This is a genomic window from Flavobacteriales bacterium, from assembly GCA_020635395.1.
GTDB lineage: Bacteria > Bacteroidota > Bacteroidia > NS11-12g > UBA9320 > UBA987.
In genome coordinates, this window is the sequence record JACJZV010000003.1 from 146756 (window position 1) to 162283 (window position 15528).

The 15528-nt window shown below is 34.6% G+C and carries 15 protein-coding genes; 11 read left to right on the forward strand and 4 right to left on the reverse strand.

Annotated elements, in window-relative coordinates; translation table 11 throughout:
* Nucleotides 1-182 precede the first annotated feature (182 nt).
* The 9 genes from H6607_09990 to H6607_10030 all read left to right on the forward strand — a co-directional run bounded on the left by H6607_09990 (nucleotide 183) and on the right by H6607_10030 (nucleotide 10561).
* Nucleotides 183-2198, forward strand: a complete 2016-nt coding sequence (locus H6607_09990) for a glycosyltransferase (protein ID MCB9262692.1) — start codon at nucleotides 183-185, stop codon at nucleotides 2196-2198.
* 3 nt (nucleotides 2199-2201) lie between these two features.
* Nucleotides 2202-3932 carry a carbamoyltransferase gene (locus H6607_09995; GenBank protein ID MCB9262693.1) on the forward strand — a complete coding sequence of 577 codons (1731 nt, stop codon included), beginning with the start codon at nucleotides 2202-2204 and terminating at the stop codon, nucleotides 3930-3932.
* A 142-nt stretch (nucleotides 3933-4074) separates the two neighbouring features.
* On the forward strand, nucleotides 4075-4455 hold the full coding sequence (locus tag H6607_10000) for a four helix bundle protein (protein MCB9262694.1): 381 nt from the start codon (nucleotides 4075-4077) through the stop codon (nucleotides 4453-4455).
* 151 nt (nucleotides 4456-4606) lie between these two features.
* Nucleotides 4607-5356, forward strand: a complete 750-nt coding sequence (locus H6607_10005) for a glycosyltransferase (protein ID MCB9262695.1) — start codon at nucleotides 4607-4609, stop codon at nucleotides 5354-5356.
* A gap of 2 nt (nucleotides 5357-5358) precedes the next feature.
* Nucleotides 5359-6270: an NAD-dependent epimerase/dehydratase family protein gene (locus H6607_10010; protein ID MCB9262696.1), complete on the forward strand. Its 912-nt coding sequence runs from the start codon at nucleotides 5359-5361 to the stop codon at nucleotides 6268-6270.
* Nucleotides 6270-7247, forward strand: coding sequence for a hypothetical protein (locus H6607_10015; protein MCB9262697.1), 978 nt, complete (start codon nucleotides 6270-6272; stop codon nucleotides 7245-7247). Before H6607_10010 ends, H6607_10015 begins: the two co-directional genes overlap by 1 nt.
* Nucleotides 7240-8253, forward strand: coding sequence for a Gfo/Idh/MocA family oxidoreductase (locus H6607_10020; protein MCB9262698.1), 1014 nt, complete (start codon nucleotides 7240-7242; stop codon nucleotides 8251-8253). The genes H6607_10015 and H6607_10020 overlap by 8 nt, the downstream gene beginning before the upstream one ends.
* 122 nt (nucleotides 8254-8375) lie before the next feature.
* A complete protein-coding gene (locus tag H6607_10025; protein MCB9262699.1) occupies nucleotides 8376-9317 on the forward strand; it encodes a glycosyltransferase in 942 nt (313 codons plus the stop codon).
* Complete coding sequence (locus tag H6607_10030) at nucleotides 9314-10561, forward strand: hypothetical protein (GenBank protein ID MCB9262700.1); 1248 nt, start codon at nucleotides 9314-9316, stop codon at nucleotides 10559-10561. Before H6607_10025 ends, H6607_10030 begins: the two co-directional genes overlap by 4 nt.
* Here H6607_10030 and smpB read toward each other — a convergent pair.
* The 4 genes from smpB to H6607_10050 are packed head-to-tail and all read right to left on the reverse strand — an operon-like array spanning nucleotide 10532 to nucleotide 14064.
* The gene (smpB, locus tag H6607_10035) at nucleotides 10532-10975 is read right to left on the reverse strand and encodes an SsrA-binding protein SmpB (protein MCB9262701.1); all 444 of its coding nucleotides are present in this window, start codon (nucleotides 10973-10975) and stop codon (nucleotides 10532-10534) included. The genes H6607_10030 and smpB overlap by 30 nt on opposite strands.
* A 1-nt stretch (nucleotide 10976) precedes the next feature.
* Nucleotides 10977-11372, reverse strand: a complete 396-nt coding sequence (locus H6607_10040) for a hypothetical protein (protein MCB9262702.1) — start codon at nucleotides 11370-11372, stop codon at nucleotides 10977-10979.
* The gene (locus H6607_10045) at nucleotides 11369-13732 is read right to left on the reverse strand and encodes a Smr/MutS family protein (GenBank protein MCB9262703.1); all 2364 of its coding nucleotides are present in this window, start codon (nucleotides 13730-13732) and stop codon (nucleotides 11369-11371) included. Before H6607_10045 ends, H6607_10040 begins: the two co-directional genes overlap by 4 nt.
* Complete coding sequence (locus H6607_10050) at nucleotides 13729-14064, reverse strand: DUF4296 domain-containing protein (GenBank protein MCB9262704.1); 336 nt, start codon at nucleotides 14062-14064, stop codon at nucleotides 13729-13731. The genes H6607_10045 and H6607_10050 overlap by 4 nt, the downstream gene beginning before the upstream one ends.
* A 75-nt stretch (nucleotides 14065-14139) precedes the next feature.
* Between H6607_10050 and H6607_10055 the strand changes: the two genes are divergently transcribed.
* Together H6607_10055 and H6607_10060 are read left to right on the forward strand one after the other, a co-directional pair.
* Nucleotides 14140-14787, forward strand: coding sequence for a YggS family pyridoxal phosphate-dependent enzyme (locus H6607_10055; GenBank protein MCB9262705.1), 648 nt, complete (start codon nucleotides 14140-14142; stop codon nucleotides 14785-14787).
* Nucleotides 14788-14933: 146 nt separating this feature from the next.
* On the forward strand, nucleotides 14934-15473 hold the full coding sequence (locus H6607_10060; GenBank protein MCB9262706.1) for a transglycosylase SLT domain-containing protein: 540 nt from the start codon (nucleotides 14934-14936) through the stop codon (nucleotides 15471-15473).
* Nucleotides 15474-15528: the final 55 nt, after the last annotated feature.

Sequence of the window (15528 nt, forward strand, 5' to 3'; positions counted from 1 at the left end):
CTTATAAAGCTGGAGGTCCCATAAAAAGTATAGTAAATTTGATTTCTTTTTTTAAGTCGAATCACTTTTACATTGTAACCTCTAACAAAGATTTCGGCAAAAACAGTGAATTAGAAGTGGTAAACAACAAATGGGTTCAAAACGGAGAGACCCCGGTTTTATATCTGAATTTGAACTTTTTGATGTTCTTCAAAATAATAAAAGAATTAAAAAACTCCACCGCTTCTTGTCTTTATATTAATAGCATTTTTTCCTTTTGGTTTTCAATCTATCCCTTGTTCATTGAATCATTCTTTATAAAAAAACATAAGGTAATTATTGCTCCAAGAGGAATGTTGCAAGAGGGGGCGATTAACATAAAATTCAAAAAAAAAGTTGCGGTTATTAAAATCTTAAAATTCTTTGGTATTTATAAAAATATCTGGATACATGCCACTGATGCCCAAGAAAAACGAGATTGTATGATTTATCTTGGTGTTCCAGAAAACAGAATTCAAGTAATATCTAACATTCCAAGTGTTCCAAATTCAGATTTTAAAAAAGACACAAAAAAAGAAAAGACCGAATTAAAGCTAATTTATGTGGCTAGAATTAGTGCAAAAAAAAATCTTAAGGCTGCATTGGAGGTAATCCTTAAAAGTGATTCTAATTTAAAAATAAGTTTAGACATATATGGCCCTGAAGAAAGCAATTATAAAAGTGAACTTAAAGATCTGATAAACAAAACTTCACAGAAAAACCACGTTCAATTTCTTGGTGACTTAAAATTTGATGAGGTATTTGACACGCTCAAGAAGTATCACGTTTATATTCTCCCCACTCAAGGAGAAAACTTTGGCCATTCTATTTTTGAGGCTTTATCGGCTGGTTTGCCCGTTATTATTTCTGATCAAACGCCTTGGAGAGATTTAGCACCTAAAAAAGTGGGGTTTGATTTATCATTGGCCGAACCTGAAGCATTTGTAACTGCAATAGAATATTTTGCTTCAATGGGCGAACAGGAGTTCAATATTTGGAGTGAAAGTGCTCGAAACTACGCACTGGAATTTCTTGAAAATCAAAATTTTAAGGAGAATTATACGAGACTTTTTACTAAACCTACAACCATAGGATTTATTGCTCCAATTCCTGAGGGTAGATATAAAGGTGGGATTACAGTTTTTTCGCAAAATGTATTAAACCATATGGATAAATGGGAATCAGACAATATTGATTTTCAATTCATTAACACATGTCATATCAACAGAGGTGATAAAAGTACAGGAAAACTCAATGTGTCAAATATTTTTAATTACTTGATTTTCCTATTTCGATCATTTAAAATTATCAGGAAAAGAAATTTAAAGATTCTACACATTCACACCTCCATTCAACTATCCCAGCTCAAAGAATATCTGTCGGCATATCTTTATAAAAAACTTTTTCAAACAAAAAATATAATTCACATTCATTATGCCGAACCCAATGAATTTTATGCTTCACGCAGATTAGTTAAGTTTCAGCTAAAACTTTTGGACAAAGGAGCAGACAAAATTTTAGTTTTGAGCGAAAAGGTAAAATCTCATTTGGTTGGTTTGGGAATTGATTCATCCAAAATTCAATCTATACAAAATTTTCATACCCAGCAAGTTGCTGCTCAATCAATTGCACATGGTGCATTAATTAAACTTATATTTATTGGGGCAATTACTCGTCATAAAGGTTTTGAAGATTTAATAAAAGTTCTTGCCACACTGAACCAAAAAAATTGGATTTTGCATGTTGCAGGAAACTTTATTGATGATTCTTTTCGAGCTGATATAATGACCCAAATCATTCAAAACAAAATCGATGACAAAGTTATTTTTCATGGTTATGTTGAAGAACCTAAAAAATCCGAAATAATGGAATCAGCTGATGTAATGGTTCTTCCAAGTTATGGTGAGGGAATGCCGCTTACTATTTTAGATGCTTTGGAAGCTGGCAATGCCATAGTGACTACAAATGTGGGTGCTAACAGCGAGTTTTTTTCAGGAATAACAAATCTGATTGAACCTGGTAATTTGGATAGTTTAAGTAGCGAAATCACCCGTCTTATTACCGACACCAAGTATTTAATTGAACGAAAAAAGCAAGCTAAAGCGTTGGCAGAACAATTTTCGTTTGAAAGATATAAAGAAATAATCACACCAATTTATAACAATTTGATAAATAGTTAATAAATGTACATTTTAGGAATAAATGCTTACCATGCTGATTCGTCAGCAGCCATTTTTAAAGATGGGGTAATGATAGCCGCAACAGAAGAAGAACGCTTTACAAGAGTGAAGCATTGGGCTGGCTTCCCTACCAAAGCCGTTGAATTTTGTTTAAAGGAAGCTGGGATTTCCTTATCCGAATTAGACCATATAGCCATTGGTCGTGATCCAAAGGCTAAACGAATGAAAAAAATTCAATATTTGGCTAAATATCCCGGAAGCAGTTTAAAAGCCATTGGCGAACGGATTAAAAATGCCAGTAAGGTAATGAGTATCGAAGATGAGTTATTTAAGATTGATGGAAGTGTTTCTAAGTCTGATATTCAATCAAAAATACATCAGGTTGAACACCACAGAAGTCATTTAGCCTCTGCTTTTTTTGCTTCACCTTTTAATGAAAGTGCACTGCTTTCGATAGATGGTTCTGGAGATTTTAGCACCACGATGATTGGAGTGGGTAAAGGAAATAAAATTGAAGTTTTTGATTCAGTCGATTTTCCACATTCAGTTGGAATTTTCTATACGGCCATTACGCAACTATTGGGTTTCCCATATTATGGCGATGAATATAAGGTAATGGGATTAGCTCCTTATGGTTCGCCAAAATATGTTGATAAACTCAGAGATATTTTGATTTTCAAAGAAAATGGACTTTTTGAACTCAATCTAAAATACTTTACCAAGAACTTGTTAGGTATTATTAATTATGGTGACGACCATATACCAAACGTGGCTCATCTACCATCTGATTATATGGTAGAAAAACTTGGAAAAGTTAGAGAAAAAGGGGAAGAACTTACCCAATACCATAAAGATATGGCGAGCAGTGCCCAACGAATTACCGAAGAATTAGTTTTTCATATCCTCACTCATTTACACAAAAAGACAGGATTAGAAAATATTTCTATCGCGGGTGGGGTAGCTCAAAACTCAGTAGCTAACGGAAAAATTACTCGAAATACACCATTCAAAAATGTATATATTCCATCGGCTGGTCATGACGCAGGTATTAGTATGGGTGCGGCTTTATATGCATACAACCATACGTTAAATCAGCCAAGAGGCCAAGCAGTTTATTCTGCTTATACAGGCAGTAAGTTTAGCAATGACGAAATTGAGGCTTACTTAAAGTCACGAAATATCGAGTATAAAAAGATGGAAGATGAGGCGTTATTTGATTATGTATCTGACCGATTAATTGATTCAGGAGTCATTGGCTTTTTTAATGGAAGAGCAGAATTTGGGCCAAGGGCATTGGGTGCAAGAAGCATTTTAGCAGACCCTCGACGTAATGATGCTAAGGATTTGCTCAATGCTAAAATCAAGCGAAGAGAGAGTTTTAGACCTTTTGCCCCATCAATTTTAAAAGAATATGTTGGAGATTGGTTTGAGGTAAATGAAACTGTTCCATTTATGGAAAAAGTATTTCCGATAAAAAAAGAAATGCAAGAAAAAATCCCAGCCGTTACTCATGCAGATGGAACCGGTCGGTTGCAAAGTGTTGATAAAGAAGTGTCGTTAAGGTATTACGGACTCATTGAAGCTTTTAGAAAAAAAACGGGAGTACCCATTTTATTAAATACTTCATTTAATGAGAATGAACCAATTGTAAATTCTCCAGAACATGCCTTAGATTGTTATTTACGTACCAGCATGGACGTGTTGGTTTTAGAAAATTGTGTTGTAGAAAGATAAGTAGACGGTTTGACGATTCAGACAGTTGGACGATTCAGACAGTTGGACGGTTTAGACAGTTGGACAATTTAGACAGTTAGACGATTTAGACAGTTAGACGATTAGTCTAACTGACCAACTGACTAACTGACGTAAAAAAATCATGGAAAGTTATTTCGATTTTGAAAATTTAGAAGTATGGCAAAAAGCAGTTGAGTTTTCAAAAGAAGTAATTCAATTTTCTGAAAAACTTAAAGTTAACTCTAAATCATTCAGACTTGTTGAACAATTAGAAAGTGCTTCAACTTCAATTGCAATGAACATTGCCGAAGGCAAAGGTAGAAACTCGAAAAAAGAATTTCTCCAGTTTTTATATTACTCGCGTGGATCGATTTTCGAAGTAATAACTTTACTGAAAATATTATTTGAATTGGAAAGAATTTCCGACGAAGAATTTGAAAGATTAAGAAAGAAATCAATAGAAATATCGAAAATGTTAAATGGCTTAATCAAGTATCAGCGTAGTTTGTTAAAGTCAGGTTAAACAATTTGACTATATAGTCAATTAGTCACTTAGTCAGTTTGACGATTTAGCCAATTAAGCTAACAAACTAACTGACTAATTGACTAATTGACGAACTAACCAATTGACTAATTGACTAAACGACAAATTGACCAACTGTCTGATCGACAAAATGACTAAAATGAAAATCTCCATAATTACTGCAACATACAACTCGTCAAAAACAATTAAGGATACGTTGGAAAGTGTATGCAAGCAGACTTATCCAAACATTGAACATATTGTAATTGATGGAAATTCGAAGGATGGAACTCAAAATATAATTAAAAGCTACCCACATGTAGCTTTTTTTATTTCTGAACCCGACAAAGGAATATATGATGCACTGAACAAAGGATATTCCAAGGCATCAGGAGATGTGTTAGGTTTGTTGCATTCTGATGATTATTTCTTTGATAATGAGGTGGTTGAAAAAATTGCTGACGCCTTTCTCAAATACCCTGAAATAGATGCCATTTATGGAGACATCGTGTTTGTAAACGATGATCAAAAAATTATTCGTCGGTATTCATCAAAAAATTGGAAGTTGGAAAAAATGAAAATTGGTAAAATGCCAGCTCATCCTTCATTTTTTGCTAAAAAAGAAATTTATACCAAATATCCATTTAACATAAAGTACAAAATAGCAGCTGATTACGACCAAATATTAAGGGTAGCGTTAGATAAATCATTTGAGTTGAAATATGTTCCAATAACAACCACTTGTATGCGGTTGGGTGGAGCAAGTACCGATGGATTGAAATCTAATTTTTTGATTAATAAAGAAATTTTAGAAATTTGTAAATCAAATAATTATCCCACTAATTACTTGAAAATATACTCGAAATATCCGAGTAGGATTTTGGAATTTTTAAGGAGATAATTTTGAAAAAAAACATCCTCATCACAGGAGCTACGGGTTTTGTGGGCAAACATGTTCTTGAAGAATTTTCTTCACAAAATGTATTTGCGTTAAGTTCTTCAGTTAAAGCGATAGATGGTGTAGACGAAGTGTTTAGTTGGGATGAGTTAGATAAAATTAATCGCACATTTGATGCCGTAATACATCTTGCGGGTCTTGCTCATGATACGCAAAATAAACGTGATGAACAAGACTATTTTGATGTAAATGAAGGACTTACAAAAAAACTGCTCTCTCATTGCACACGTTGGCAGGTAAGAACTTTTATATACTTAAGCAGTGTAAAAGCCGTGGTTGACTCAACTTCTGATGATGTATTAGATGAAGACTCAAAAAGTACAGCCAAAGGTGTTTACGGTAGGTCGAAACTTGCGGCCGAAAGAGCCATCGAAAAATCTAATTTCAATGGTACAAAAATTATACTAAGACCGGTAATGATTTATGGAAAAGGGCAAAAAGGGAATTTAAAAGCTTTGGAAACTATTGTAAATAAAGGTATCCCCTACCCTTTTGGGAAATGGGACAATAAGCGTTCGGTTTTGTATGTAAAAAATTTAACCTTTTGCATAAAAAAACTTATTGACAACCAAGGCGAATCAGGAACTTATTTTATTTCGGACGATTCACCAATTTCCACCACACAAATGCTTCAATATATCGGAAATGGGATTAATAAAAAACCCCATCTTGTGAGTATTCCCAATGGCTTGATTCGGTTTGTTAGAAGCATATCCCCCAACAAAGTAAAAAACATACTTGATAAGGTTTTGGGAAGTTTGGAGGTTGATAATATGAAATTGTTAAAGGCATTGAATTGGAATAAAATGCCCTATGAAACCAAAGAATCCTTTGAAAAAACCTTTCGAATAAATTAATGTATATCTTACTCCTCATCATTTTTTCTTCTTTTTTGCTTTGCTATGCGTACTATGTTTGGGCAAAAAAGAAACAAATTATTGACAGGCCAAACGAGCGTAGCTCACATACACACACTCCTGTGCGAGGCATGGGCATTGTGTTTTGTGTTTTGTTATTTCCACTTTATTTCATATTTCCAACAAATTGGAATTTATTCTTGGGGCTTCAAGTTGCAGGTATTATTGGTTATTTAGACGACCGATTTACAATCAAATCAAATATCCGTTTAACTTTATACATTTTTTCTCTAATTCTTGCTGGTTTTCAATACTATACAAATTCAGAGATAGCCCCATTTTGGTTATTGCCTGTAATTTTGGTGGGTGTTGGAATTATCAATACCATTAACTTTATGGATGGAATAAATGGCATTACCGGATATTACATCATCGTTTTTATTGTATCAGTTTTGTTTAATAGATATACCAATTGGATTGAATTCGACAGACTTACACCTTTGGAATATGGTCTTTGTGTTGCCCTTATCTTTTTAGTTTCATTCGGCTTTTTCAATTATCGAAATCAAGCACTTGCATTTTTGGGAGATTCCGGCAGCGTTTCCCTTGGTTTGTTGGTAGTATTAACCCTAATAAATTTAGGTATTAATGAAAAAGGATGGTCGGTTTTGTCCTTGGTCGTGGTTTATGGGGTTGACAGTGTTGGAACAATATTTATCCGATTGTTGCGAAGAGAAAACATATTTGAAGCACACCGAAATCATTTATATCAAGATTTGGTGCATATTAGAGGTTGGGGACATCATAAAGTGGCCTTAACTTATGCAGTACTTCAAATTATCATTAACACCTTGTATTTCAATTCCGAGGAAAATGGAAGTATGCTGTTCTTTGTTTGTCTAATAGTTTTAATAATGGTATATGTAATTGTTAAACATTATTTAGGGCAACTTAAGTTTTTATCTCGAAATGACTAAAATAAAATTTGCTATTTGTGGATTTGGCCACATTGGCAAACGCCATTCTGTGATTATTCAAAACTTTGAAAACACGGAATTGGTGGCAATTATTGACACGGATAAATCGGTCACAGACAATGAATTATATCCAACTTCCATACCATTCTTTGAAAATATTAATGAGTTCTATTTATCACAAACAGATTTGGATGTGTTGGTAATTGCCACACCAAATGGCACTCATATTGAATTGGCTGAAACCGCATTAAATCATAAAAATCATGTTATTATTGAAAAACCCATGGGAATATCTAAAGTTGCATGCGAGCAGCTTGTTCACAAAGCACTAAATGTAAACAGACAAGTTTTTGTAGTTAAACAAAACAGATATAGCCCGCCAAGCAAGTGGCTGAAAGAAGTGGTTGAGCAAAAAATTATTGGCGATGTGTATATGGTTCAACTCAATTGCTATTGGAACAGAGATGATCGTTACTATAAATCTGGTGGCTGGAAGGGAACGAAAAATTTGGACGGCGGTGTGTTATTCACTCAATTTAGTCATTTTATCGATATTATGTTTTGGGTGTTTGGAGATATTAAAAATATAAAAACCAACTTGCAAAACTTTAATCATCAGCATAATACAGAATTTCACGACAGTGGAAATTCCATATTTGAATTTATCAATGGTGGTTTGGGATGTATTAATTTTTCTACAAGTGTTTGGGATACCAATATGGAAAGTTCTATTACAGTTGTGGGTTCAAAAGGAAGCCTAAAAATCGGTGGCCAATATATGAATGAAATTGAATACTGTCACATCGAGGGCTATGCCAAACCAGACCTCCCTCCTACTAATCCGCCTAACGATTATGGCCCATTTAAGGGAAGTGCCGCCAACCATCATTATGTAATTGAAAATGTGGTAAATACGCTTAACGGAAAAGATACCATTACAGCCAATGCCTTAGAAGGTTTGAAAGTAGTTGATATTATCGAACGAATCTATCAGGCTGCTCAATAAATTGAATGTCAAATATTTGGCTTGTTTCTTATGCCGACTGCATAACTAAAGGTAGCAACCCAAGACTGCTTGGATATTACGATTATATACAAAAGCAAGGTTTAATGCCTTGCTTTTGTTTTTTGAAGAAATCTAACATTGAAAACAGTTCATTTCGATGGAAAGTTAATAAGTTCCCGTTTTATTTTAGCCTAAGATTGCTTTGGGGTTCCAGACCAAAATGCGTTTATGTTTATTCTCCCAACTTTTTGTTTTTTGGTCTTTACTTGGTCTGCAAAATTCGGAGGATTGAACTTGTAATTGAAAAAACCGAACTGGACTCTATAAAACCTTTGGAAAACAAAAAGGACTACGTAAATCATATACTTTATAAACTGGATGAATTGATTTCACCATTTTTCACAAATAAACTGATGGTTATTAGTTCTAAATTAGCTTCATATTACCAAACAAAGGTTAAGAAAGTGTTCAAAATTGGAGCTTTTATTCCATACCATGCTCTTCAAAATATACAATCACAAACAACTAACAATCAAGATTTTACCATTGGATATTTTGGAACTTTTGCAAAAAAAGACGACACTCAGCGATTAATAAACGTTTTCCAGAAACTTCAAAAACAAATTCCCAGTTCAAAACTTCATTTAGTAGGCGGTGTACGAAATGTTACCTTTAAGAATGAAAACATTGTTTTGTTCGGAGAAATTGAAAATCATCAAATTGTTTCAGAACTAAGCAAATGTGATGTATTGATTGCTATTCGAGAAAAAAATGACTATTCCGATTATGGTTTCCCCTCTAAATTTACCGAATATTTTATGACCAAAAAACCCATTATTGCCTCAAAATCATCAGAGATACCTGATTTATTTGCACACAAAAAGGAGCTAATTTTAATAGAACCTGAAAATGAAAAGCAGCTTCTGGATGCGATAATTTGGGTTAAGGAAAACACAACTGAGGCTCGACAAATTGGAGAAACTGGCTTCAATTGGGCAATGCAACATTGGCATCCGGATGTGGTTCTCAAGAAATGGTATGATTTTGTTATTTCAAATAAATGACAACTTTATTTAAAAACAGCTATTTCATTTATTTTCTGACAGTTGCGTTGGGCTTTTTGAGCTTTTTTTCATTTAAAAATCCCAACAAAATGCCACCTCAATTTTTGGGAGCGTTTCATTCGGGTTATCAAAATATTCACTTTGACCGTAACTATTTTACCAACTTTAATACTCGTTTTCAAATTGATGCCAATTCCGTTCAAGATTATGTGGATGGGAAGACTTTGTACCCAAAAAATTCAACCCAACAAACCAAAACGTATCATCACAACAATGTAGCTTTTATCTTTTTTGTTGCTGCTTCAAAACTTATATTTTGGGAATCGGAAACCGACCAAAAATTAGTTTGGTTTCAAATGATTTTGCATTTAATAATGTCCATTTTTATACTTTCTCTTTTTGATAATTTCATTTCAAAATACTTATTTATAGCACTTTACGCCGCAAATCCTTTTATTATTTATTTTGTTTCGTTTCCATATTACTATTTTGGTTTGATTTTGGTTTCATTCGTTTTTTTGATGCTTTCCAACCAAAAACTAACCACCCTTCAGCTTTTGTTTTTTGTCATGCTTATTGCTTGGGCCACCAATTTGAGGCAAACAGCGGCTTTGGCAACATTTTTTAGTCTTTATCTTATTTACCAAATTCAAAGATTCAAAAAGTTTCTTCCCATTGCACTAACCTTTGTAATTGTTTTCTTTCTTACCTATTCACAATCTCACAAAAATTTTAGATACACCGCCTTTTTAGGCATGGGAGCTTACGACAATGACATACTTAACACAATGGAAGACGCAGAAGCATTGGTTTTTTTCGAAGCAAAAACAGGTAAAGAGATGAATTCTGCCAACATTTCCGGAAATTATTACAACGATACCATACAAAACCAAATGTCGAATTTGCTTTTTATCGAAGTTCAAAATGAGTTTAAAGCCCAGCCATACCGATTTTTTAGAAATGCTTTTTTGAATATAATCAACTCATTTAGTGTTGGTTATTTGAACGATTTTGGTTTATTGCCTCGATTGATTTCGTTTATTTTAGGAATACTATCAATTGCGGCATTTCTATATTTCAAACTTTATAACCACCTGATATTCATATTGCTAATGTCCGCTCCGGTTGTTTTATACTATCCACCCGTTCAGGTTTATGTGTTGGGCAATTTCATCATTTTGGCTCATGGCTGGAGCAAAATTCTCCCAAAACTTTTAGCCAAACCTTTCCAACTCTCTCTTTAAGTCTTTCGACTTTAAATCTTCCCGTTTATCAAAGTTTTTCTTACCTCTACACAACCCAATTAACAGCTTGGCATAGCCCGATTCAGCAAAAAATAATTCTAAAGGAATAATGGTATAACCCTGATCTTTTAGCTTGGTATTCAGCTTTTTAAGCTCCGTTTTATTTAGTAATAATTGCCGCTCTCTGTGCGGTTCTTGAGCCAGGTATCCGGCATTTTTAAATTCGGCAATGTGCATCCCTTTTACCATAATTCCTGTGGCAGACAAATAGCAATAAGCCTCAGAAATGGAGGCTTTACCCTCGCGAACAGATTTCACCTCGGCCCCTGTTAGCATAATTCCGGCAGTAAATTCTTGCTCAACAAAATACTCAAAATGAGCCTTTCGATTCTTTATTCGTATTTCTTTTTGCATTTTAGCCATTTGCTTTCTGTTCGATGATTTTAACCAACTCTTTTTTCAAAATTTTTTGTCCAGTGGTGCCTGTTGCAATTAACCGATTGCCCACCGCAGCTTCAAATTTGCAGTTTATACTATTACCAACCAATTCATAAATTTCGGCTGTTATTCTAACGGTTTGTCCCACCAAAGCCGGAGATTTATGTTCAATGGTTAAAAATGTGCCAATTCCCTCTTCGTCTTTTTCCAACATTTCCAGAACAAACAATCTACCTGCCCATTCTGCATCGCGGCCCAGTGCAAAAGTTGCATAAAAAGGATGCACCATCCCTGCCTCAAATTGAGCAACATCAGCAGTTGTTACCAATTTTTCAAATGCCTTTTTATCACCTATTTCAAAAATACTTTTCAATTCAATTCTATTAAACTAACACCCTCTCCGCCAAGCCTTACATCCTCATAAACAATACGTTTGATGTAATTTCTTCCTCTATAATAATCATGGATTATTTTTTTCAAAACCCCATTACCCTTGCCATGAATCAGTCTTAAATTTTGGATACCAATAATTATTGCATCATCAATCCATTGGTCAATTTCTTTAATCGCCTCCTCGGGTCGCAAACCACGCACATCTTTTTCCATCGAAAAATGCTGTTGCCTATGAACAAAACCAATGCTGACTTTTTGTTTTTGTTTTTCTTTGGGTTTGGGCAAAACCACCAAATCAGCAATATTGTAGCTCGATTTGATAATGCCTGCCACCACCATGGCCTTATTTTTACGCAATTCCACCACCTCTCCTGTCATGTTGGAGTTAGGAATTTTAACAAAAGAACCAACTTGCAATGTAGGTTTTTCCTTCATTTTGGGTCTTTCAGAAACTAACCCAAGTTCCTTTTTCAAACCGCTCTTTGCCCTTTCCAAACCCTCTCGTGCATATTTGGTTTTGCCCTTGTCTGCATTCGATTCAACAATGGTTTTAATGGTTGATTCAATATTTGAATTTGCATTTTCGAGCAATTGCAGGGCCTTTTGTTGAGCCTCTTTTATAATATCTTTTTTGGTGCTTTCTACGGATTTTTTCAGGCTTTGATATTCTTCTTTTACCGATGATAAATATTCAATTTCTCTATCCAATAGTAGTTTTTGCTCATGCAACTCTTTTCGCTCAATCTCAAGAGTGGCAAGCAACTCGTCAGTTTTTTGTTGTTTAATATTCGATCGTTTTCGGGCAGCATCAATAATTTTTTTATTGATGCCAATATTTTGGGCTACCTCCAAAGCAAACGAGCTGCCAGGCTTGCCCATCATAAATTGATAAAGCGGTTTCAGGTTTTTGGTATCATACAACATACTGGCATTTTCCATTCCCTCCTGTTTCTCAGCAAGGTTTTTTACATTACCAAAATGCGTAGTTACCATACCATAAACGCTTTTTCTATTCAGCTCAATCAGAATTGCTTCGGCCATTGCCCCTCCAAAATTGGGGTCGGTTCCGCTTCCAATTTCATCAATAAAAATTAGGCTTTGGTTGTTCCCTTTTTCCAAAAACAATTTCATGGCCGACAAATGGCTGCTGTATGAGCTCAAATCATTGTCAATGGATTGATTGTCGCCAATATCAACCATAATATTCTTGAAAAAACCAAAAACGGATTGCTCTGAACAACTCGGCAATACGCCCAATTGCAGCATATATTGATTGAGTGCAAGTGTTTTAATCGACACGGATTTGCCGCCTGCATTTGGCCCACTAACAATGATTAAACGGTTATTTTGGCTAAATCCAACACTCATTGGTATGGTTTCTTTGTTTTTGGCATTGTGAGCCAAAAGTAAAACCGGATGATACATATCTTTAATTTCGCAGTCGGTTTGTGATTTTAGTTGGGGCAATGTGGCATTTATTTTTGTGGCCAATTGGGCTTTCGAGCGTATAAAATCAAAAATTCCGATTTTGGTGCTAAACAACTTTAAATCAGATAAATAAAATTGAATTTCTTTGGTTAAAGCCAGGAGAATTTTGTGAATTTCTCTATCGCGTTCCAACTCCAATTCTTTGAGTTGATTGGAGGCTTCCATCACTTCGATGGGTTCTACATACAATATTTTTCCCCCGCCCGACTCATCATGAATAATTCCATTCATTTTTCTTTTGTGTTCGGCAAAAACAGGTAAAACATAACGGCCATTTTTAATGGTAACCTCTGTGTCTGCCACCCAAAGTTTGGCCAGTGCCTGACTATAGATTCTTTTTACTGTACTCAGGGCTACCTTTTGATGTACCTCAATTTCGTCCAAAAGTTCACTTAATCGGGGTGTAGCATTTTTATGCCAATTACCAAAATCGTCAAACACTCTGTTGATACTTTGCACAAGTTCTTCGGGGGGCTGCATCCCCTCAATGAGTTTTTTAAGCTCAACCACTTCCAATTTTGTTGTTTGAAAAAAATCAATGAGTTCAACCACATCCAATGCCAACGAACGAATTTCCAAGATGTCGTCAACTGTTAGCACCGAGTGTTTTACAGACAACTTTTCTATTTGAGTTCCTATTTCTGTGGCCGAAAGTTTTGGTTGACTTCCGTTTTCAATCAAATTTTTGAACTCTGCAACTTGCTTTAACCAAATTTGGACAACGCTAAAATTATTGGAAAAGGCCATTTTTTTGGCTAATTTCTTTCCATTGATTGTTCTACAACCATTTAAAATTAAGGATCTTATATCCGAAAAGCCAATTTTTTCTTCTATATCTTCCGGAAAAATCATTCGGTAAGTTGATTGAGTTTTTCAGTTACTTCGTTGGAAATTTTCTCCATCCATTCCGGATGATCGATATAGAACTGGAGGCTTTCCTCGTATTTATCAGCGGTAACATTGTGCAAATAATAAACCAACTGGTAGCTGCTATCTATTAAATTGTTGTATCGATAATGATTTTGGTTCAATTGTTTCATGTTAGACTCAGCCAAACGCAAATCCACCATTATATCCGTAAATTTTGATGGTTTAATCACTTTTGAGGGCACGGGCGAAAAGCCTTTTTTGCAAGCCCCCAAAATCAAAACCAAAAACAACACTTTTATAAACTTAAAATACATTTCAGTAAAATAGAATGCAAAATAACACATTAACAACGGCTAATTTTGAACCGATTTCAGAATAAATACAGAACAATGATTAAAGAAAACATTGATTCGATAAAGAAAGAGCTAAGAAATTGCAAACTTGTTGCTGTTTCAAAATTCAGAAGCTTTGCAGAATTGACAGAACTGTATAAAACTGGTCAACGAATATTTGCGGAAAACCGAGTTCAGGAATTATTAAAGAAAAAAGCTGAACTCCCGCAAGATATTAGTTGGCACCTTATTGGCCACCTTCAAACCAATAAAGTCAAATCAATTGTTGGAAAGGTGGATTTAGTACACTCGGTTGATAGTCTCAAATTGTTGGAAGAAATAAACCGACAGTCCGAAATAAACGGAATTAAAACTAACATTCTGTTACAAATTCATATCGCACAAGAGGAAACCAAGTTTGGGTTTGCTCCGGAAGAATTGAGAATCATCATTCAAAGCCATCAACTTTCCTTATATAATTATGTAAACATTTTGGGTTTGATGACCATGGCCACCAATACAAATAGCATTGAACAAATAACTCAAGAATTTAAAACCTTAAAATCTCTTTTTGACGAAATAAAACCACAAATGCCTAATAATGAAATATTTAATGAGTTAAGCATGGGTATGAGTAGCGATTACAAAATTGCCATTGAACAAGGTAGCACCATGGTTCGTATAGGTTCAAAAATCTTTGAATAGAACTCTACTTTAAAATAAATGTGGCTAAAATGTTACTAAAATCAGGCATTTATCAGACAATTGGTTGTTAATAAATTTGATTTTTTTAAAATAAAAGGCGATAATTGCCGCTTATTTCGAGACGACGTACTAAATTAAATGGTTTAATGAAGTTTAAAATAGGAAAAATCCCGACGTACCTTTTGTTCCTTTCGGTAACGGTACTTTTGGCCTTTACCACGAGAAACAGCGGTAAAGCTAATGATGACCAAACAAATAACAAAGCATTTTCAGAAAAATTTTTGAAAAAAGTGAAATCAGAGCGAGATTTAATTCTCGAAATGTCAGATTCTATTTGTCATTCTTTGAATATTCCGGCTGAATTGGTAAGAGAAATTGGGCAAAATGAGAGCGGATGGCGTTGCATCAAGTCCATTTCCGGTGGCTCTGATTATGGCGATTTGCAGGTTATTGACGAAACATTTAACCATTGGTATAATTTTTTAGAACTGGAAGGTGGCAAAACACGAGAAAACTACTTGATTGTCGGCATTCACTGTCTTAAATTTTATTACGATAAATACCATAGTTGGGAAAAAGCTCGGTTTGCCTACGGAAGAGGTTTTTGGAGAAATAGAACAACTTGGACTTGCTTGGAAGAGGAGTTTATGGGCAAGATTGACTGGAAAAAATACGACAAACGATAGTTTTTTTAAATTCGTTTTATACAAAACTCGATCAAATAACTTTGGTCGAGTTTTT